The organism is Oceanicella sp. SM1341 (genome assembly GCF_003448965.1).
Lineage (GTDB): Bacteria > Pseudomonadota > Alphaproteobacteria > Rhodobacterales > Rhodobacteraceae > Paroceanicella.
Window position 1 is genome coordinate 130,692 of record NZ_QRGC01000005.1, and the last position, 18,284, is coordinate 148,975.

Here is an 18,284-nt window from a genome sequence, read left to right on the forward strand (position 1 = left end):
ATCGAGCCCCCTCGGGCCGTCGCGACGCCCGAGGGAGCGCGGGATGGCGACGTGGAGACCCTGTCGCGGCGCGGGGCGGTCTCGCGGCAGGGGCCCGGCGCCGGGGCGTCGCCCGGGCAATGGCTCGCCAGGCTGAGCGCGAGGCCGGCCGGCGACGGTAACCCCTTGCGCGGGGGCGACCGCCAGCGCCTTTCCCCCCGCAGCGGCCCCACGCGGTGGCGGGGGACGCCGTCCGGTACGGCGGGGCCCCGGGGAAGCGGCGGCAGAGCCCGGGTTCGCGAGGGCCCGCGGAGGCTGCCGCTTCCTGTCCGATGGCCGATGCCCCTTGCCCGGCCTCAGAGGCGGTTGCCCTCGGAGAGGTAGATCCGGTTGCGGTAGCGCAGGCGCTCGAGCTCCTGGGCGAAGCCGCCCGCCCGGGCACGGTCGTGGAGGCGCTCGGCGGCGGCGGGTGCCGCGCCCCAGGCCTCTTCCAGCACCCGGCCCTCGGCCTCCTGCTGGCCCGCGCCGAGGGCGGCGAGCACGGTGGGCATCACGTCGACGATGCCGGCAGGGCAATCCCGCTCACCCGCCGTGATGCCGGGCCCGGAGAGGGCGAGCATCGTGTTGAGCTCGTGCCGGTTCAGCCCGCCATGCATGCCGCCCATCACCGGCACGCCGCCGGTGAAGGCGCCGCGGCCGGGCAGGCCGTCGGGGTCGGGGCTCACATCGGAGCGGCAGGCGTAGACGAGATCGGGCGCGCGGGGATGGTCGCCCATCACCGCGGCGAGCGGCAGGGTGCCGGGCAGGCCGTCACGCGAGAAGAGCAGGCCGAGCCAGTCCTGCTCCATCGCCCAGGCAGCGAGCTCGGCGGCCGCCACCGGGTCGGGGCCGCCGAGCAGGCGCAGCTCGCCCGCGGCACCGCGGGTGTAGCCGATCCGGTCGCCCTCGGCCGGCCGGTCGGCGGCCCGGAAGCCGGCGGCGCGCAGGGCGGCGCCGAGGTCGATCTCGCGGTCGACGGTGATCTGGCCATGGTCGGACATCGCGATCAGCAGCGTGTCGGGCGGCAGCGCGTCGCGGATGCGGGCGAAGGCGGCGTCGCAGGCGGCGAGGGCGCGGCGCGACTCCTCCGAGCCGATGCGGCAGTAGTGGAAGGAGGTGTCGGGCTCGGGGAACCAGGCGATGGCCACGTCCGGCGCCTGCTCGGCCAGCACCATGTCGCAGAACACCGTTGCGGCCCGCTCCACCGCGCCGAGCTTCGGCAGCTCGCGCCCCGGCAGCGCGCCGTGGCGGGCGAGCGAGGCGCGCACCGCCTCCGGCGTGCGGGTATGCGCCTCGCCGTGGATCGAGAAGGTCCAGTGGCCGTTCTCCAGCACCCGGGAATTGAGCAGGTAGGCCGAGCCCGCCGAGCCGCAATGCACGACAGAGAGCCGCTTGCCGGCCCGCGCCAGTGCGGTGCCCAGGTCCTCCCGACCCACCACGCCGCCGGGCCAGGCGGCGGCAGCGGCCTCGAGATGGGCGTAGTTCGATGTGTCGAGCGGGCCGCCGGCGATCAGCCCGGGCTGGTGGAACTGGTTGCCGATGATGCCGTGGCTGCGCGGCCAGGCGCCGGTGGCGATGCTGGTGGTCGCCACCCGGGTGTAGGAGGGAAACACCGAGCGCGCCTCGCGAAACCAGGCCGCGGAGGCGGCGAAGCCCGCGAGCTCGGGCATCAGCCCGGGGGTCACCATGTCGGGCCGCAGCCCGTCGAACACCACGATCACCGCCCGCCGGGCACCTGTCACATCCATCGTCCGCTCCTTGATAGCGCGGCCCCGGCGCGGAGGCACCGGCGGCACGGGGCCCCCTCATGCACCGGCTCTGTCACGGTTCGATGACGTTCGATGCCGTTCTGTGACCGGGGCTGTGCAGTGCCGCGCGCGGGGCTGCGGCCCGGCATTGTGACAGGATCGTCGCATCGCCGTCACGCGGCTGTTGCCGCGCGCGGGCATCTCTCGCCCCGTCATTCTCCAGGAACGGGACCAACCGATGCACCTCACCCGCCGCACCCTCGGCCTCGCCCTCGCAGCGAGCCTCATGGCCAGCACCCTGCTGAGCAGCCCCGCCTTCGCGCAGGAGCGCCCGCACATCACCGTCGCGGTCCAGCAGATCGTGAACGCCGGTGCCCTCGACGTGCTGCGCGAGCAGTCCAACGTCGGCGCGCGCGTGTTCTACTCGATGTTCGAGACGCTGATCGACTATGACCGCCAGCTGCCGGACCTGCCGCGCAAGCCCGGCCTTGCCACCGAGTGGACGCGCATCGACGACCGCACGGTGGAGCTGAAGCTGCGCGAGGGCGTGAAGTTCCACAACGGCGACACGATGACCGCCGACGACGTGGTGTTCACCTTCTCGCCGGAGCGCTTCGGCACCCTGCCCGAGCAGGTGCAGGCCCAGAAGGACGGCGCGCAGCTCTTCACCTCGACCATCGCGCAGATCACCAACGGCAAGGTGCCCCCCCCGGAAGTGGCCGCCGTGGCCCGCCGCGCCTGGCCGAACCTCGACCGGGTGGAGAAGGTCGACGACATGACCGTGCGCTTCGTCTCGAAGGTGCCGGACCCCACGCTGGAGGGCCGCATCTCCCGCGGGGGCGCCGAGATCCTCTCCAAGCGCGCCTACGAGGAGGCCGAGACCTGGGCCGACTACGCCCGCCACCCGGTCGGCACCGGCCCCTACAAGGTGGTGGAGTTCAAGCCCGACAACGTGCTCGTGCTCGCCGCGCATGACGAGTACTGGGGCGAGAAGCCGCCGATCGCGGAGCTGCGCTTCGTTGTGGTGCCCGAGGTGGCGAGCCGGGTGAACGGCCTGCTCTCGGGCGAGTACGACTTCATCACCGACGTGCCGCCGGACCAGATCGCCCTCATCGAGGACGAGCCGAAGTTCGACGTGGTGGGCGGCCCGATCACCAACCACCGCCTGATGGTGTTCGACAAGAACAACGGCCCGATGAAGGACGTGAAGATCCGCCAGGCGATGACCCATGCGATCGACCGCGAGTCCATCGTGGAAGCGCTCTGGGGCAGCCGCACCAAGGTGCCGGCCGGCCTGCAATGGGAATACTACGGCGACATGTACCTGTCGGACTGGACCGTGCCGGAATACGACATGGACCTGGCGCGCAAGCTGGTGGAGGAATCCGGCTACAACGGCGAGCCCATCGTGATGCGCGTGCTCAACAACTACTACACCAACCAGGTGTCGACCGCGCAGATCAACGCCGAGGCCTTCCGCCAGATCGGCCTGAACATCCAGATCGAGATGAAGGAGAACTGGCAGCAGATCTTCGACACCGAGAGCGGGCCGCGCATGGTGCGCGACTGGTCGAACTCCGCGCCCTTCCCGGACCCGGTGTCCTCCATCGTCAACCAGCACTGCCAGAACGGCCAGCAGCAGCAGGTGGGCGAGTGGACGAACGAGGAGTTCAACGCGCTCTGCACCACGCTCGAGACCTCGACCGACCTCGAGGAGCGCCGCGCCACCTTCCGCCGCATGCTCGAGATCGCCGAGCGCGAGGACCCCGCCTACACCGTGATGCACCAGAACGCGATGTTCTACGGCAAGCGCGCGGACATCGAGTGGGCGCCCTCGGCGCTGCAGTCGATGGACTTCCGGGCCGACAACTTCCACGTCGTCGCCCCGGCAAACTGACGGCCCTGCCGGGCCCGACCTGACAGGCAGCCGCCCCCGGAAGCCCCGGCCCCGGGGGCGGCAGCCGTTCCGCCGGCACCGCCCGGCCCCGCAGACAGCCAGCGGCTGCCCCCTCCGGCCGCAGGCCCCATCTCCCACAAGAGAGCAGGGCACCCGCCATGACCGAGCATTTCGAACAGCTCAAACCCCTCGTTTCGCTGCGCGGGCTCACCGTCGACTTCGACACGGGCCGGCGCTACGTGCGCGCGCTGCACGGGGTGGACCTCGACATCCACCGCGGCGAGACGCTCGGTGTCGTCGGCGAGAGCGGCTGCGGCAAGTCGATCACCTGGCTCGCGGCCACCGGCCTGCTCGACGCCCGCGCCCGCATGCGCGGCTCGGTGAAACTGGCCGGCGAGGAGATCCTCAACGCCCCCGCGAAACGCCTCGCGAAGCTGCGCGGCGGGCGCATCGCGCTCATCTTCCAGGACCCCTCCTCGGCGCTGAACCCGGTGCACCGCATCGGCCGGCAGCTCGGCGAGGCGCTGTGGCTGCACCGCGGCCTGCGCGGCAAGGACGCGCGGCGCGAGGCCACCCGCCTGCTGGAGCGCGTCGGCATCTCCAACCCCGCCCAGCGCCTGCGCGACTACCCGCACGAGCTCTCCGGCGGCATGAACCAGCGGGTGATGATCGCGATGGCGCTGGCGGGCGAGCCGGAGTTGCTGGTGGCCGACGAGCCCACCACCGCGCTCGACGCCACCATCCAGGCGCAGATCCTCGACCTGCTCGCCGACCTGCGCCGCGAAACCGGCATGGCCATGGTGCTGATCTCGCACGATCTCGGCGTGGTCTCCGACATCTGCGACCGCGTGGCGGTGATGTATTGCGGCCGGGTGATCGAGACCGCCCCGGCCGAGCGCCTGTTCGCCGCCCCCGCCCACCCCTATTCCATCGGGCTGATGCGCGCCCTGCCCGAGCTCGACGGCCCGCGCCGGCGGCTCGACGCCATTCCCGGCACAGTGCCGCCGCCCGACGCGCTGCCGCGCGGCTGCACCTTCGCGCCGCGCTGCGCCTTCGCCGACGACGCCTGCTCCGGCGCCCTGCCCGGCCTGCGCCCGGTGCAGGGCGGCGACCACCGCGCCGCCTGCCTGCGCGTGGAAGCGGTGCGCCGCGGCGCCCTGCCGCCCGAGGGCCGGGTGGCCTGCCAGACCGGGGTGCACGCATGAGCGGCGCCGGTTCCGCCACGCCGAAGCGCCGCGCGGCCAGGCTTTCCGAAGCCTGCCCGGCCGCTGCCCCGCTGCCGCGCCTGCTCGCCGGGCCCGAGCTGCCGCGCAGGCTGCTCATGCGCCGGCCCGCCCGCGCCGGCAGCGCTTCGCGCCCGCGCCCACCCGCGCCCGGCGCGGCACCACTGCACTCATCCGCGCCCGGCGCGGCGCCGCTTCACCCGGCCGGGGCCGCGGCCCTGCCCGCCTTCCCCTGCCGCCCAGCCCTTCCCCCCTGCCAGGAGGCCCGATGACCGCGCTGCTCTCCGTCCGTGGCCTCAAGCGTCACTATCCCGTCCGTCGCCCCGGCGGCCTGTTCGGCCGGCCCGCCACGCTGAAGGCGGTCGACGGGCTCGACTTCGACATCCCCGCCGGCCGCACCCTGGGCCTCGTGGGCGAGAGCGGCTGCGGCAAGTCCACCACCGCGCGGCTGGTGCTCGGCCTCGTGCCGCCCAGCGCCGGCGAGGTGCGTTTCGACGGCGGGCTGGTGACCGCGAAGCACGACGCCGCCTGGCGCCGCCAGCGCCGCCGCATGCAGATGGTCTACCAGGACCCGCTGGGCGCGCTCGACCGGCGCATGCCGGTGGCCGAGCAGATCGGCGAGCCGATCGCCATCCACGAGCCCGGCCTGCCCGCCGCGGAGCGCGCGGAGCGGGTGGCCGAGCTGATGGCGCAGGTGGGGCTCGGCGCGAGCATGGCGCAGCGCTACCCGCACGAGCTCTCCGGCGGCCAGCGCCAGCGCGTGGTCATCGCCCGGGCCCTCGCCCTCGACCCCGCGCTGCTGGTGTGCGACGAGCCGGTCTCCGCCCTCGATGTCTCCATCCAGGCGCAGGTGCTCAACCTGCTCGACGACCTGCGCGCCCGCACCGGCTTCGCGGCACTCTTCATCAGCCATGACCTGAAGGTGGTGCGGCAGATGTCGGACCGCGTGGCGGTGATGTACCTCGGCCGCATCGTGGAGGAAGGCGCCCCGGAGGAGGTGTTCCACGCCCCCCTGCACCCCTACACGCAGGCGCTGGTCTCGGCCATCCCGGTGCCGGGCCGCAGGCGGGAGCGCATCGTGCTGGAGGGCGACCCGCCGAACCCGGTGGACGTACCCGCCGGCTGCCCCTTCCACCCGCGCTGCCCCGTCGCCACCGCCCGCTGCACCCGCGAGGTGCCGCGGCTGGAGCGCGACGCCGGCCGCGCCGTTGCCTGCCATCTCGTGACCGCGCCCGCGGCACATGCCGCGGAGTGAGCCGAGCATGACCCGCTATTTCCTCTCCCGCCTCGCCCGCGCCTTCGTCACCGTGGTGCTGATCGTCTCGGCCGCCTTCATCGTGCTGCGCCTCTCGGGCGACCCCGCGATCACCATCCTCGGCCCCGAGGCGCCGCCGGAGGCCTACGCGGCCTTCCGCGCCGCCTGGGGCCTCGACCAGCCGCTGTGGAACCAGTACCTGCGCTACTTCGGCGCCGTGGCGCAGGGCGACCTCGGCACCTCGATGCGCGACGGCCGCGCCGCCCTCGACGTGGTGCTGGAGCGCGTGCCCGACACGCTGCGCATCACCCTGCCGGCGCTGCTGCTCAACCTCGCCATCGGCATCCCCGCCGGCATCTGGGCCGCCCTGCACCGCAACACGCTCATCGACCGGGCGATCATGACCGTCTCGGTGATGGGCTTCACGGTGCCGAGCTTCGTGATGGGGCTCGTGCTGGCCCTCGTCTTCGCGGTGCGGCTGCGCTGGCTGCCCTCGGGCGGCTCGGACACGGCGCTGCACGCGGTGCTGCCCATCCTCACCATGGGGCTGATCGGGGCGGCGGTGATCGCGCGCTTCACCCGCTCGGCCATGCTCGAGACCCTGGGCCAGCCCTATATCCGCACCGCCTCGGCCAAGGGGCTGCTCTGGCACCAGGTGGTGATCCGCCACGCGCTGCCCAATGCCGCCATCCCCACGCTCACCATCATCGGCTTCATGGTGGGCAGCCTGGTGGCCGGCGCCGTGGTGGTGGAGAGCATCTTCTCCTGGCCCGGCGTGGGCCGGCTGCTGGTGACCGCGGTCGCCAACCGAGACCTTGCCGTGGTGCAGGTGATCCTGCTGCTGATCGGCTTCACCATGGTGGCGGCGAACCTTCTCGTCGACATGGCCTACGGCTGGGTCGACCCCCGGCTGCGCAGCGGCCATGCCGCGAAACCCGCCTGAGCCCGGAGGACCAGACCATGACCACGATCCCCGACGACAGCGGCAGCGTCTTCACCGCCAAGAACCGCGCCGCCGCCTTCTTCCAGAGCTGGCCGCCGGGCATCCTGCTCGCCCTCGCCTGGCTCGCGATGTGCGCCCTGCTGGTGGCCTTCGCACCGCATGTGGCGCCCTATGACTACCTCGCGATGGACCTGCGCGCCCGCCTCACCCCGCCGGTGTTCTTCGGCGGCGACTGGGCGCATCCGCTGGGCACCGACGAGCTGGGCCGCGACGTGCTCTCGCGCCTCATCACCTCGGTGCGCATCTCGCTCGTCATCGCCTTCCTCTCCACGCTGATCGCCGCCACTCTGGGGGTGAGCCTGGGCTTCCTCGCCGCCTGGTTCCGCGGCCGGGTGGAGCAGGTGGTGCTGATGCTGATCGACGCGCAGGCGGCCATGCCCTTCATGATCATCGCGCTCGCCATGCTCGCCTTCCTCGGAAACTCGCTGCCGCTGCTGGTGATCCTGATGGGGTTCTACGGCTGGGAGCGGATCGCGCGCATCGCGCGCGGCCTTGCCATCGCCGCCTCCGAGCAGGGCTATGCCACCGCGGTGCGCGACCTCGGCGCCACGCCCTGGCGCATCTACGGCCGGCACATCCTGCCCAACATCGCCTCCACCCTCATCGTGTCGATGACGCTGAACTTCCCCGAGGTGATCCTGCTCGAATCCGGCCTGTCCTTCCTCGGTCTCGGCGTGCAGCCGCCGATGACCTCGCTGGGCAACATGGTGGGCTACGGGCGCGACTACATCCAGTCCGCCCCGTGGATCATGCTGGCGCCGGCGGCGGCCATCGTGCTCACCACCCTGTCGATCTCGATGATCGGCGACTGGCTGCGCGACCGGTTCGACCCCACGCTGCGCTGAAGGCCGCCGCCCCGGCCCCGGCATGCGGGGTCGGGAAGCCTCGACAAGGGTCGCCCCGATGCACGGGGCCGCCGGCCGGATCCCGGAGCGCGCCGCCTCCCTATCCGCCCGGGGCGCGGGCGAGAATGCGGACCACCCGGGCGCTGCCCTGGTGGCGGGGGCCCTCGTCGAGCCGCACCTCGCCGAAGAGCCATTCTTCGCGCGCGAAGCCCTCGAGCCAGGCGGCGAGTTCGTCGCGGCCGTAGCGCAGGGCGGGGTCGGACGGGCCGCAGCCGCCCTCGCCTTCCGCCGCGAAGCCCTCCAGCACCAGCCAGCCGCCGGGGCGCAGCGACCATGCGGCGAGGCGCACCGCCGCCTCGCGCTGTTCGGGCGGGCCCTGGAGGTAGAGCAGGAAACTGGCGTCGAAGCTGCGCTCGGGGCTCCAGCCGCGCAGGTCGGCCGTGACGCGGCGGGCGGAGACACCGGCCGCCCTGTCGCGCGCGCGGGCCCGGGCGGTGGCCTCGGCGGAGATGTCGATGGCGGTCACGTCGAGCCCGCGCCGCGCGGCCCAGGTGCCGTTGCGCCCGTCGCCATCGGCGATGAACAGGGCCCGGCGGGCGTCGAAACCCGGCCGCGCCAGGGTCATCACCAGCCAGAGGTTGGGCGCATCCCCGAACAGCCCGCCCCCGGCGCCGGCATAGGCCGCATCCCAGTCGGGCGGTGGTGCCATGCGGGAGTCCCTCCCCGGGTTCACTCCACGGCGAGCATGAGGTTGCGCACCAGCGGGTAGATCTCGTTCTGCCACTTGCGGCCGTTGAACACGCCGTAATGCCCCACGTTGGCCTGCAGGTGGTGGCGCTTGAGATGCGGGCGCAGGCCGGTGCAGAGCTCGTGCGCGGCCGCGGTCTGGCCGATGGCGCAGATGTCGTCGCGCCCGCCCTCCACCGTGAGCAGCGCGGTGCGCATGATCGCGCCGGGGCGCACCGGCCGGCCCTTGTAGCTGAGCTCGCCCTTCGCCAGCAGCGCGCGCTGGAACACCATGTCGATGGTCTCGAGGTAGAATTCCGCCGTGAGGTCGAGCACGGCGAAATACTCGTCGTAGAAGGTCTTGATCTTCTCCGCCGCCGCGTCGTCGCCCGCCACGAGATGCTCGTAGAGCTCGCGGTGGGTCTTCTTGTGGCGGTCCATGTTCATGGTCATGAAGGCGGTGAGCTGCACGAAGCCGGGGTACACCTTGCGCCCGCCGCCCTTGTAGCGCCAGGGCACGGTGGCGATGAGCTTCTCCTCGAACCACGCGAGCGGGTGCTCCATCGCGAGGTCGTTCACCGTGGTCGGGCTCTCGCGCACGTCGATCGGCCCGGCCATCAGCGTCATCGACAGCGGCGTCGCCGGGTGCCTGTCCTCCGACATCACCGCCACGGCGGCGAGGGCCTGCACGCAGGGCTGGCACACCGCGAGGATGTGCGAACGCGGCCCCATCTCCTCCAGGAAGCGGATGATGTAGGTGATGTAATCCTCGAAGCCGAAGCGCCCGGCCGACAGCGGCACATCGCGCGCATTCGTCCAGTCCGTCACGTAGACGTCATGGTCGCGCAGCAATGTCTCCACCGTGCCGCGCAGCAGCGTGGCGAAATGGCCCGAGAGCGGGGCGACGACGAGAACCCTGGGCTGCGGCACGTCGCTGTCCTTCACGAAGTGCAGCAGGTTGCCGAAGGGCAGCTCCAGCGCCACCTCCTCCCAGACCTCGACATCGCGGTTGCCCGAGGGCACGGAGGTGATGCCGAAGGCGGGGCTGGCGTGGGAGAGCTCGAACCGGGTGATCATCTCCAGCCCGGCGGCGAGGCTGCGCTCGGGCAGGCTGCGCTCCGAGGCGGGCTTCGGGCCGCCGGAGACCACGTCGAGCATGGAGAGCATCCAGTTGGCAGCATCGCGGACGGGGGTGAGCATGTCGTCCTGCGCCTGGTAGAGCTGATAGAGCATTCCCTTGCGGCCTCCCGGGGTAGATTCCGGCGAATCGTAATGTCTTTTCGCTTGCGCGGCGAGCGAATTGTGCGTTGCAATAGAGCGACCTGCCTCCGGGAGAAAATCACGATGCCGCGCGCCACGCTCACCATTTCCAGCAAGAACTACTCCTCCTGGTCGCTGCGCGGCTGGCTGCTGTGCCGCATGGCGGGGCTGGAATTCGACGAGGAGATCGTGACGGTGGACGACCCCACGGTGCGCGCCGAGCTGCTGTTGCTCTCGCCCTCCGTACTGGTGCCGCGCCTCACCGACGACAAGGTGAGCGTGTGGGACACGCTGGCCATCGGCGCCTATCTCAACGAGAAATTCCCGAAAGCCGGCCTGCTGCCCAAGGACATGGTGGCCCGCCAGCACTGCCGCGCCATCTGCGGCGAGATCCACTCCGGCTTCCACAACCTGCGCTCGGCCCTGCCGATGAACCTCAAGGCGCGCCACGAGAAATTCAAGATCTTCGCCGGCGCGCGGCCCGACATCGAGCGGGTGAAGGCGATCTGGACCGAGTGCCTGGAGCGCTACGGCGGCCCGTTCCTCTTCGGCGAGCCCACGATGGCCGATGCGATGTACGCCCCGGTCTGCACCCGTTTCCGCACCTACGCGGTGGCGCTCGACGGGCCGGTGGCCGAGTACGTCGACCATATCCTCAGCTGGTCCGTGCTCCAGCCCTGGATCGCCGACGCGCTGGAGGAGCCGGAGGAGATCGAGGAGCTCGACGTCGAGTTCTGACATCCGGAACGGGCGGGAAAGCCGATGCGCGCACCCGCGATGTCGGGGGGCGTCAGGGGCGCCACACCACCCCGCCTGCCCTTGCGGGCTTTGTCCAAGAGGCGTCCGGCGAGCTGCCAGGCCCAGCGCAGGCGGACCCGCCCCGGCACCGCGTCAAGCCACGCGTGCCCCCCCGCATGCCGGAAGATGCCCGCGTCGTCCGGGCTGCGACACCGCGCATGAGCCCGGCCGAAAAGCCGCCCCGCCCGCGCGGGCGGGGCGGATGCCTTCAGGCCACGCGCAGGCCGCGCACCCAGACGCCCTTCGTGTAGGGGAAGCCATCGGCGGTGGCGAAGCGCACCAGGTCGGCGCGCTGGCCCGGCGCGAGGGCGCCACGGTCGCTGAGGCCGGAGGCCCGGGCCGGCGCCTCGGTGACCGTGCGGATGCCGCGGGCCATGTCGCCGCTCTCGCGCCCCAGCCGCACCGCGCCCATCAGCAGGCTCGCCGGCGCGTAGTCGGAGGAGAGGATGTCGAGCAACCCGGCGTCCGCCAGGGTCTGCGCCGCCACGTTGCCCGAATGCGAGCCGCCGCGCAGCAGGTTGGGCGCGCCCATCATCACCGCGATGCCGGCGGCGCGCAGGGCCTCCGCCGCCTCCAGCGTGGTGGGAAACTCGGCGAGCCCCGCCCCGTGCGCCGCCGAGGCCGCGACATGGTCGGTCGTGGTGTCGTCATGGCTGGCGAGCACCGCGCCCCAGGCCCGGGCCGAGGCCACGGCGTCAGCCTCGTGCTGCGCGCCGAAACGGCGCTTCACCTCGAGCAGGTGCACCACATGGGCGTCGAACTCGGCGTCGGAATAGCCGTACTTGCCCTGCACATAGGTGCGGTACTGGCGCTCGTCGGCGAACTGGCGTTGGTGGGGGGTGTGGTCCATCAGGCTCAGGATGCCCACCCGGTCGGCGGGGCCGAATTCGCCGAGCTCCTCGGTGAGGGTCTCCGAGCAGATCTCGGCGCGCAGGTGCAGGAAATGGCTGATGCGCAGGCTGCCGCTGGCCCGGGCGGCGAGGATCTCGTTGGCCATCTGCCGGGCGTAGCGGCCATAGCTCTTCTTCTTGCCCGAGAGCACCGAGCCCACGCGGATGGCGTCGTAGACGGTGGTGATGCCGATGCCGGCAAGCTCGGTGTCATGCGCGAGGATGGCGGCGGCATGCGGCCAGTCCACCCCGGGGCGCGGGCGCATGTGGCGCTCCAGGTTGTCGGTGTGCAGCTCGACGAGCCCGGGCGAGAGCCAGTCTCCCCCGCAGTCGAGCGCGCCGGCGGGCACCGCGTCGCCCTCCACGATCTCGACGATCTCGCCGGCGGAGACGGTGACGCGCCCGCGCATCACCCGGTCGGGCAGCACCAGCTCGGCATTGGCGAATTCGGCGTCTCCGGCGGGGAGGGCGTGTTCGGCGGCGCCCACGGCATGGGCCTGTGCGGATGCGGTCATGTCATGCACGCGAGGGTTCCTTTCGGGTCGGGGCCGGGGCGACGGCGGGCACCGGCGGCAGGGCGGCGAGGAAATCGGCCACCGCGCGGGGCAGCGGCTGGCCATTGTCGATCACGGTCACATCGGGCCCCTCGGGGGTGGCGAAGGCGGCGCGGGCGAGGCGGCGGCGGATGGCCTCGGCATCCTCGCGCCCGCGCGCGGCGAGCCGGCAGGCCAGCACCTCCGGCGCGGCGGTGACCACGATCACCCGCAGGGCCGGGTGGGTGGCGCGGAGCGCGTCGATCACGCTGCGCGAGCCGTTGAACAGCACATGGCGGCCGGAGGCGAGCATGGGCCCGATTTCGGCCGGGATGCCGTAGGAGAGCCCGTGCGCGTGCCACAGCGTGGCGAAGGCGCCGGCAGCCTCGCGCGCGGCGAACCCGGCCACGCTCACGCCGGTGAAGGCCTCGCCGCCCGCCTCCTCCGGCCGGGTGATCACCCGGCGCGGGAAGAAGATGTCGGGCCGCGCGGCGCGGGCGGCGTCGATCAGCGTGTCCTTGCCGGCGCCCGAGGGGCCGACGACCACGATGAGCGTGCCGGGGCTCATGACGCCCCCGGCGCGAAGCCGCTCACGTCGACCTCGCGGTCGCACACCCGGGCGCGGGCCTCCTCGTCGTGGAAGATGCCGACGATGGCCGCCCCGCGCGCCTTCGCCTCCTCGATGAGGGCGAGCACGGTGCCGCGGTTGGCGGCGTCGAGGCTCGCGGTCGGCTCGTCGAGCAGCAGGGCGGGGTATTCATGGGCAAAGCCGCGGGCGATGTTCACCCGCTGCTGCTCGCCGCCCGAGAAGGTGAGCGGCGAGAGCTCCCACAGGGCGGGCGGGATGTTGAGCCGGGCGAGCAGCGCCTCGGCGCGGGCGCGGGCCTCCCCGGCCGGGCGGCCGAGGGCCAGCAGCGGCTCGGCCACCACGTCACGCGTGGGCACGCGGGGCACCACGCGCAGGAACTGGCTCACGTAGCCCAGCACCTCGCGGCGCAGCGCGATGATCTCGCGCGGGCGGGCGGTGACCACGTCGAGCGCGCCCACCCGGATCGCCCCGGAGGCGGCGAGGTAATTGCCGTAGATCATCCGCATCAGCGTGGACTTGCCGGCACCCGAGGCACCCACGAGCGCCACGCATTCGCCCGGCGCCACGGAAAGCTGCGCCCCGCGCATCACCTCCAGCGCGGCGCCGCCCTGGTTGTGCAGCGTGAACTGCTTGGAGACATTCTCGACCTGGATCATCCTCTCCCCCTGGTCTCGCGCGCATGGAGGCGTGCGGGTGGGTGGGTGGGGCACGCGTCCATGCGCGCCTCAGACATGAAGCACCGAGCTGACGAGCAGCTGGGTGTAGGCGTGCTGCGGGTCGTCGAGCACCTGGTCGGTCAGGCCCTCTTCCACCACGCGGCCGGATTTCATCACCATCAGCCGGTCGGCGAGCAGCCGCACCACCGCGAGGTCATGCGTGACGATGATCGCCGAGAGGCCGAGGTCGCGCACCAGCGCCCGGATGAGGTCGAGCAGCCGCGCCTGCACGCTCACGTCGAGCCCGCCGGTGGGCTCGTCCATGAACACCAGCCGCGGGCCGGTGACAAGGTTGCGCGCGATCTGCAGGCGCTGCTGCATGCCGCCAGAGAAGGCCGAGGGCCGGTCGTCGATGCGCTCGTCCGCGATCTCCACCCGGCCCAGCCAGTCGCTCGCCGTGGCGCGGATGTTGCCGTAGTGGCGCGCCCCCACGGCCATCAGGCGCTCGCCCACGTTGCCGCCGGCGGAGACGTTCATGCGCAGCCCGTCACGCGGGTTCTGGTGCACGAAGGCCCAGTCGGTGCGGCCGAGCATGCGGCGCTCGGGCTCGGACATGGTGAGCGTGTCGCGCGCACCGTTCGCCCGGGTGTCATACACAACCGAGCCCGTGTCCGGCGCCAGATGCCCCGCGAGGCAGGAGAGCAGCGTCGACTTGCCCGAGCCGCTCTCGCCCACGATGCCCAGCACCTCGCCGGGCCAGAGCTCGAAGGTCACATCCGCGCAGCCGATGCGCGGGCCGTAGCGTTTGGTGAGGTCGCGGACCTCGAGAAGCGGGGTCATGAGAGCTCTCCCGGTGCGGCGGAGTGAGGATGGGTCATGCGAAGGCCTCCGGCACGCCCAGCGCCCCGGTGTGGCCGGCCTCGCGGCGGGTGCGGCAATGGTCGGTGTCCGAGCACACGAACATCCGCCCGCCCTCGTCGTCGATGATCACCTCGTCGAGGTAGCTGTCGCCGGCCCCGCAGAGCGCGCAGTCATGCGCCGCCCGGCCGGCCTCGAACGGGTGGTCCTCGAAATCGAGGCTCACCACCTTCGTGAAGGGCGGCACCGCGTAGATGCGCTGCTCGCGCCCCGCGCCGAAGAGCTGCAGCGCCGGGCAGTCGTCCATCTTGGGGTTGTCGAACTTCGGGATCGGCGAGGGGTCCATCACGTAGCGCCCCTCCACCTTCACCGGATAGGCGAAGGCGGTGGCGATATGGCCGTTCTTCGCGATGTCCTCGTAGAGCTTCACATGCATCAGCCCGTATTCCTCGAGCGCGTGCATCTTGCGCGTCTCGCTCTCGCGCGGCTCGAGGAAGCGCAGCGGCTCGGGGATCGGCACCTGGTAGACGAGGATCTGCTCCTCGGAGAGCGCCTGCTCGGGGATGCGGTGGCGGGTCTGGATGATGCTCGCCTCCGAGGTGGCCTCGGTCACCGCCACATCCGCCGTGCGCTCGAAGAACTTGCGGATGGAGACGGCGTTGGTGGTGTCGTCCGCGCCCTGGTCGATCACCTTCAGCCGGTCCTCGGGGGTGAGGCAGGCGGCGGTCACCTGCACGCCGCCGGTGCCCCAGCCGTAGGGCATCGGCATCTCGCGGCTGGCGAAGGGCACCTGGTAGCCGGGGATGGCCACGGCCTTGAGCAGCGCGCGGCGGATCATTCGCTTGGTCTGCTCATCGAGATAGGCGAAGTTGTAATCCTGGCTCATGTCGGTCATTCGGCGGCCTCCTTCATGGCTGCGGCCCCGGCTGCGGCCTGCGCCTCGGCCGCCTCGCGGCGCATGCGGCGCACCAGCTCCAGTTCGGCCTGGAAATCGACGTAATGCGGCAGCTTGATGTGCTCGACAAAGCCGGTCGCCTGGATGCTGTCGCAGTGGTAGAGCACGAACTCCTCGTCCTGCGCCGGGGCGCCGACATAGTCCTCGCCCAGCTCGCGCCAGCGCATCGCCCGGTCAACGAGCGCCATCGAGATCGCCTTGCGCTCGGCCATGCCGAAGGTGAGCCCGTAGCCGCGGGTGAACTGCGGCGGCTCCAGCTTCGAGCCCTTGAACTGGTTCACCGTCTCGCATTCGGTCACCTCGATCTCGGCGATGGTGACGGCGAAGCCCAGCTCGGGGATGTCGAACTCCACCTCCACGTCGCCGATGCGCAGCTCGCCCACGAAGGCGTGGTTCTTCGCGTAGCCGCGCTGGGTGGAGTAGCCCAGGCCGAGGATGAAGCCCTCGTCGCCCCGCGCCAGCGCCTGCAGGCGCAGCGAACGGTCCGCCGGGGTTTCCAGCGGCTGGCGGGTGAGGTCGGGCGGTGTTTCCTCCGAGGGGCGCTCCTGCTGGATCAGCCCCTCGCGGTTGAGAAATCCGGTGATGTGCGGCACAGGGCCCTCCGCGGGCTCCGCCTGCGGCGCGGGCGGCACCTCGCCCTCGGCGGCCAGCGCAAAGTCGAGCAGCCGGTGGGTGTAGTCGAAGGTGGGGCCCAGCACCTGGCCGCCCGGCGCGTCCTTGAACGTGGCCGAGACCCGGCGCTTGCAGGCCATGTCGGCGGTCTCGATGGGCCGGCTCGCGCCGAAGCGCGGCAGCGTGGTGCGATAGGCGCGGATGAGGAACACCGCCTCGATCAGGTCGCCCCGCGCCTGCTTGATGGCCAGCGCCGCGAGGTCGGGGTCGTAGAGCGAGCCCTCGGCCATGACGCGGGCCACGGCGAGGCCCATCTGCTCGCGGATCTGCGCCACGGAGAGCTCGGGCACCGAAGTGTCGCCCCGCCGCTCCTCCGCCAGCCAGGCATGGGCGTTCTCGATGGCGCGCTCGCCACCCTTCACGGCAACATACATGTCTCAGCCCTCCACGCGGGTGGTGCGCGGCAGCGCTGCGAGGCGGCTGCCGGCGGTGAAGATGAAGTCGAGCCCCAGCGGGTAGAGGGCTGCGTTGCGCGCGAAGGCCTCTGCCTCCGGCAGGCTCAGCGCCGCGGCCTCGCGGATGCCCGGGCCGGTGAGACGGGCGCCGGCGGGCGCGAGCCCGGGCAGGCCCACCACCAGGGTGGCCGAGCGGTCGGGGAATTCCGCCGTGCCGATGGGGAAATCGGTGAGCGGGGCGAGCTCCTCCCAGCTTCCGAAGGCGAATTGCGCGGCCTCCCGGGGGCCCAGCGGCGCGCCGGTGTGGAAGCGCAGCCAGCCCTCCACCTCCGGCGTGGCGAGCGAGGGCGCCAGCCAGACCGGGGTTTCGGGGTCGCACAGGGTGAGGGCCACGGCCCCTGCTGCGGGCGAGAGCGGGGCGGGCGGTGCTGCCCCCGCCATCTCGTGGATGCTGCCCGGCCGGGCCATGGCGTCGAGCACGGCGCGGAAGGCGCGGGCCGCGTCGCGCGCGGTGTCGGCGAAGCCGCCGGAAAGGGTTTCGGCCTGCATCAGTTCTCTCCCCGCACCATGGTGAAGAAGTCGACCTTCGTGGCTGCGGCCTTCGCGGCGCGGGCGCGGCGGGCCTGCGCCATGCGCGCGGCGAGGGGGGTGAGGATGCGGGCGCGCACCTCCTCCGCCGCCGCGGTCTGCATCAGCGCGTCGCACAGGGCGGCGATGCGGGCCTTCTCGCGGTCGCGCCCGGCGACACAGGCATGGCCCACGGCCCCGCCCTCCTCCAGCGTGAGGGCGCAGCGGGTCACGGTCATCTCGCCGAGGTTGAAGGGCGCGCCGGTGCCGCCTGCCCGGCCGCGCACCATCACGCCACCGAATTCCGGCGCCCGCGCCCAGGCGAAGGCGGGTGACAGCCCTGCCTCCGCCCAGAGCGCCGCGAGATCGCCCGCCGGGGCGCGCGCGAGCAGGCCCATCCAGTCCTGCCGTTCGGTCCTTGCCTGTTCCACGAGTCACCTTTCGCTCTGGCCGTCTTCCGCTCCGGCCGCCTGTCCGTTCCGGCCGCGCCGGCCCCGGGACATCCCGGGCTAGACAGGTTCCGGAGTTATCTATATAACTAGACATCTAGACAAATTCTTACGGCCGAATCATGCCCGAAGCAAGGGGGCGTTCGGTGAAGCTTCCATGACGATGACGGGCAGGCAGGAGACGCGCAGATGAACACCACTGGCGGGCGCCAGGCGATCTGGGAGCAGATCCGCGACGCGCTGCACGAGGACATCGGCGCCGGCCGCTACGCGCCGGGCACGAAGCTGCCCACCGAGGCGGCGCTGTCGGAGCGTTTCGGGGTGAACCGGCACACGGCGCGGCGGGCGCTGGCGGCCCTGCAGGAGGCGGGGCTGATCCACGTGCGCCGCGGCGCCGGCGCCTTCGTGGCCACCACGCCCTTCGACTACCGGCTGGGTGCGCGCACCCGCTTCACCCGCAACATCACCGACGCGGGCCAGAGCCCGGCGCGCGAGATCACCCGGCTGGAGACCCTGCCGGTCACGGCGCGGGAGGCGTCGGAGCTGGGCCTCGCCCCCGGCGCGCCGGCGCATGTCTACGAGGGCATCGGCCTCGCCGACGGCCAGCCCTTCACCTGCGTGCATTCGCTCTTCCCCGCCGCGCGCCTGCCCGACCTGCCGGCCCACCTGCGCGAGAGCCGCTCTGTCACCGAAGCGCTGCGGCGCTGCGGCGTGGCCGATTACACCCGCAAGTGGACCCGGCTCACGGCCGAGCGCGCCACCGGCAGCGTGGCGCGCGCCCTGCGCCTCGCCGAGGGCGCGCCGGTGCTGCGTACGGTGGCGCTCAACGTAGATGCCGCGGGCGTGGCGGTGGAACTGGGCCGCACATGGTTCAACGCCGATCTTGTGCAGCTGGTGATCGACGAGAAGAGTTTCCCCAACGCCTGACCCGGGCGCCTGAGGCTCCT

Annotated in this window: 18 protein-coding genes; 7 read left to right on the forward strand and 11 right to left on the reverse strand. The window is 72.3% G+C overall.

What is annotated here, in order from left to right; translation table 11 throughout:
* Positions 1 to 335: 335 nt before the first annotated feature.
* Positions 336 to 1,766, reverse strand: a complete 1,431-nt coding sequence (locus D3P35_RS07150; protein WP_118133953.1) for an alkaline phosphatase family protein — start codon at positions 1,764 to 1,766, stop codon at positions 336 to 338.
* Between the two features lie 238 nt (positions 1,767 to 2,004).
* On the opposite strand from D3P35_RS07150, the gene D3P35_RS07155 reads away from it, so the two are divergent.
* The 5 genes from D3P35_RS07155 to D3P35_RS07175 all read left to right on the forward strand — a co-directional run bounded on the left by D3P35_RS07155 (position 2,005) and on the right by D3P35_RS07175 (position 7,989).
* Positions 2,005 to 3,663, forward strand: coding sequence for an ABC transporter substrate-binding protein (locus D3P35_RS07155; RefSeq protein WP_118133954.1), 1,659 nt, complete (start codon positions 2,005 to 2,007; stop codon positions 3,661 to 3,663).
* Between the two features lie 158 nt (positions 3,664 to 3,821).
* Positions 3,822 to 4,868, forward strand: a complete 1,047-nt coding sequence (locus D3P35_RS07160) for an ABC transporter ATP-binding protein (RefSeq protein WP_118133956.1) — start codon at positions 3,822 to 3,824, stop codon at positions 4,866 to 4,868.
* 286 nt (positions 4,869 to 5,154) lie between these two features.
* The gene (locus D3P35_RS07165; protein WP_118133958.1) at positions 5,155 to 6,141 is read left to right on the forward strand and encodes an ABC transporter ATP-binding protein; all 987 of its coding nucleotides are present in this window, start codon (positions 5,155 to 5,157) and stop codon (positions 6,139 to 6,141) included.
* 7 nt (positions 6,142 to 6,148) lie between these two features.
* A complete protein-coding gene (locus tag D3P35_RS07170; RefSeq protein WP_118133960.1) occupies positions 6,149 to 7,084 on the forward strand; it encodes an ABC transporter permease in 936 nt (311 codons plus the stop codon).
* Between the two features lie 17 nt (positions 7,085 to 7,101).
* Positions 7,102 to 7,989 carry an ABC transporter permease gene (locus D3P35_RS07175; protein WP_118133962.1) on the forward strand — a complete coding sequence of 296 codons (888 nt, stop codon included), beginning with the start codon at positions 7,102 to 7,104 and terminating at the stop codon, positions 7,987 to 7,989.
* Positions 7,990 to 8,089: 100 nt separating this feature from the next.
* Here the strand turns inward: D3P35_RS07175 and D3P35_RS07180 are convergent, their stop codons facing one another.
* Together D3P35_RS07180 and D3P35_RS07185 are read right to left on the reverse strand one after the other, a co-directional pair.
* The gene (locus D3P35_RS07180) at positions 8,090 to 8,698 is read right to left on the reverse strand and encodes a cyclopropane-fatty-acyl-phospholipid synthase family protein (protein ID WP_118133964.1); all 609 of its coding nucleotides are present in this window, start codon (positions 8,696 to 8,698) and stop codon (positions 8,090 to 8,092) included.
* A gap of 20 nt (positions 8,699 to 8,718) precedes the next feature.
* Complete coding sequence (locus D3P35_RS07185) at positions 8,719 to 9,948, reverse strand: polyhydroxyalkanoate depolymerase (RefSeq protein ID WP_118133966.1); 1,230 nt, start codon at positions 9,946 to 9,948, stop codon at positions 8,719 to 8,721.
* 111 nt (positions 9,949 to 10,059) lie between these two features.
* On the opposite strand from D3P35_RS07185, the gene D3P35_RS07190 reads away from it, so the two are divergent.
* Positions 10,060 to 10,713, forward strand: coding sequence for a glutathione S-transferase (locus tag D3P35_RS07190; protein ID WP_118133968.1), 654 nt, complete (start codon positions 10,060 to 10,062; stop codon positions 10,711 to 10,713).
* A 268-nt stretch (positions 10,714 to 10,981) separates the two neighbouring features.
* Here D3P35_RS07190 and D3P35_RS07195 read toward each other — a convergent pair whose 3' ends face one another.
* The 8 genes from D3P35_RS07195 to phnG form a co-directional block, all read right to left on the reverse strand.
* Positions 10,982 to 12,178 carry an alpha-D-ribose 1-methylphosphonate 5-triphosphate diphosphatase gene (locus tag D3P35_RS07195; RefSeq protein WP_118133970.1) on the reverse strand — a complete coding sequence of 399 codons (1,197 nt, stop codon included), beginning with the start codon at positions 12,176 to 12,178 and terminating at the stop codon, positions 10,982 to 10,984.
* Position 12,179: 1 nt separating this feature from the next.
* Positions 12,180 to 12,764: a phosphonate metabolism protein/1,5-bisphosphokinase (PRPP-forming) PhnN gene (gene phnN, locus D3P35_RS07200; protein ID WP_118133972.1), complete on the reverse strand. Its 585-nt coding sequence runs from the start codon at positions 12,762 to 12,764 to the stop codon at positions 12,180 to 12,182.
* Positions 12,761 to 13,441 (reverse strand): phosphonate C-P lyase system protein PhnL, encoded by a 681-nt coding sequence (phnL, locus tag D3P35_RS07205; RefSeq protein WP_118133974.1) that lies wholly within the window; start codon positions 13,439 to 13,441, stop codon positions 12,761 to 12,763. Before phnL ends, phnN begins: the two co-directional genes overlap by 4 nt.
* A 69-nt stretch (positions 13,442 to 13,510) precedes the next feature.
* Positions 13,511 to 14,281 (reverse strand): phosphonate C-P lyase system protein PhnK, encoded by a 771-nt coding sequence (gene phnK, locus D3P35_RS07210; RefSeq protein WP_118133976.1) that lies wholly within the window; start codon positions 14,279 to 14,281, stop codon positions 13,511 to 13,513.
* 34 nt (positions 14,282 to 14,315) lie between these two features.
* Complete coding sequence (locus D3P35_RS07215; RefSeq protein WP_118133978.1) at positions 14,316 to 15,194, reverse strand: alpha-D-ribose 1-methylphosphonate 5-phosphate C-P-lyase PhnJ; 879 nt, start codon at positions 15,192 to 15,194, stop codon at positions 14,316 to 14,318.
* Positions 15,191 to 16,300, reverse strand: coding sequence for a carbon-phosphorus lyase complex subunit PhnI (locus D3P35_RS07220; protein WP_118133980.1), 1,110 nt, complete (start codon positions 16,298 to 16,300; stop codon positions 15,191 to 15,193). The genes D3P35_RS07215 and D3P35_RS07220 overlap by 4 nt, the downstream gene beginning before the upstream one ends.
* Positions 16,301 to 16,303: 3 nt before the next feature.
* Positions 16,304 to 16,870 (reverse strand): phosphonate C-P lyase system protein PhnH, encoded by a 567-nt coding sequence (gene phnH, locus D3P35_RS07225; RefSeq protein ID WP_118133982.1) that lies wholly within the window; start codon positions 16,868 to 16,870, stop codon positions 16,304 to 16,306.
* Entirely contained in the window at positions 16,870 to 17,319 is a 450-nt protein-coding gene (gene phnG, locus D3P35_RS07230; protein ID WP_255418346.1) for a phosphonate C-P lyase system protein PhnG, read from the reverse strand. The genes phnH and phnG overlap by 1 nt, the downstream gene beginning before the upstream one ends.
* A gap of 207 nt (positions 17,320 to 17,526) precedes the next feature.
* Between phnG and phnF the strand changes: the two genes are divergently transcribed.
* Positions 17,527 to 18,264, forward strand: coding sequence for a phosphonate metabolism transcriptional regulator PhnF (phnF, locus tag D3P35_RS07235; RefSeq protein ID WP_118133986.1), 738 nt, complete (start codon positions 17,527 to 17,529; stop codon positions 18,262 to 18,264).
* Positions 18,265 to 18,284: the final 20 nt, after the last annotated feature.

Bases quoted from the DNA above. Each gene is read 5' to 3' on its own strand.
- D3P35_RS07150 (WP_118133953.1), bottom strand. From the start codon at position 1,766: ATGGATGTGACAGGTGCCCGGCGGGCGGTGATCGTGGTGTTCGACGGG.
- D3P35_RS07155 (WP_118133954.1), top strand. From the start codon at position 2,005: ATGCACCTCACCCGCCGCACCCTCGGCCTCGCCCTCGCAGCGAGCCTC.
- D3P35_RS07160 (WP_118133956.1), top strand. From the start codon at position 3,822: ATGACCGAGCATTTCGAACAGCTCAAACCCCTCGTTTCGCTGCGCGGG.
- D3P35_RS07165 (WP_118133958.1), top strand. From the start codon at position 5,155: ATGACCGCGCTGCTCTCCGTCCGTGGCCTCAAGCGTCACTATCCCGTC.
- D3P35_RS07170 (WP_118133960.1), top strand. From the start codon at position 6,149: ATGACCCGCTATTTCCTCTCCCGCCTCGCCCGCGCCTTCGTCACCGTG.
- D3P35_RS07175 (WP_118133962.1), top strand. From the start codon at position 7,102: ATGACCACGATCCCCGACGACAGCGGCAGCGTCTTCACCGCCAAGAAC.
- D3P35_RS07180 (WP_118133964.1), bottom strand. From the start codon at position 8,698: ATGGCACCACCGCCCGACTGGGATGCGGCCTATGCCGGCGCCGGGGGC.
- D3P35_RS07185 (WP_118133966.1), bottom strand. From the start codon at position 9,948: ATGCTCTATCAGCTCTACCAGGCGCAGGACGACATGCTCACCCCCGTC.
- D3P35_RS07190 (WP_118133968.1), top strand. From the start codon at position 10,060: ATGCCGCGCGCCACGCTCACCATTTCCAGCAAGAACTACTCCTCCTGG.
- D3P35_RS07195 (WP_118133970.1), bottom strand. From the start codon at position 12,178: ATGACCGCATCCGCACAGGCCCATGCCGTGGGCGCCGCCGAACACGCC.
- phnN (WP_118133972.1), bottom strand. From the start codon at position 12,764: ATGAGCCCCGGCACGCTCATCGTGGTCGTCGGCCCCTCGGGCGCCGGC.
- phnL (WP_118133974.1), bottom strand. From the start codon at position 13,441: ATGATCCAGGTCGAGAATGTCTCCAAGCAGTTCACGCTGCACAACCAG.
- phnK (WP_118133976.1), bottom strand. From the start codon at position 14,281: ATGACCCCGCTTCTCGAGGTCCGCGACCTCACCAAACGCTACGGCCCG.
- D3P35_RS07215 (WP_118133978.1), bottom strand. From the start codon at position 15,194: ATGACCGACATGAGCCAGGATTACAACTTCGCCTATCTCGATGAGCAG.
- D3P35_RS07220 (WP_118133980.1), bottom strand. From the start codon at position 16,300: ATGTATGTTGCCGTGAAGGGTGGCGAGCGCGCCATCGAGAACGCCCAT.
- phnH (WP_118133982.1), bottom strand. From the start codon at position 16,870: ATGCAGGCCGAAACCCTTTCCGGCGGCTTCGCCGACACCGCGCGCGAC.
- phnF (WP_118133986.1), top strand. From the start codon at position 17,527: ATGAACACCACTGGCGGGCGCCAGGCGATCTGGGAGCAGATCCGCGAC.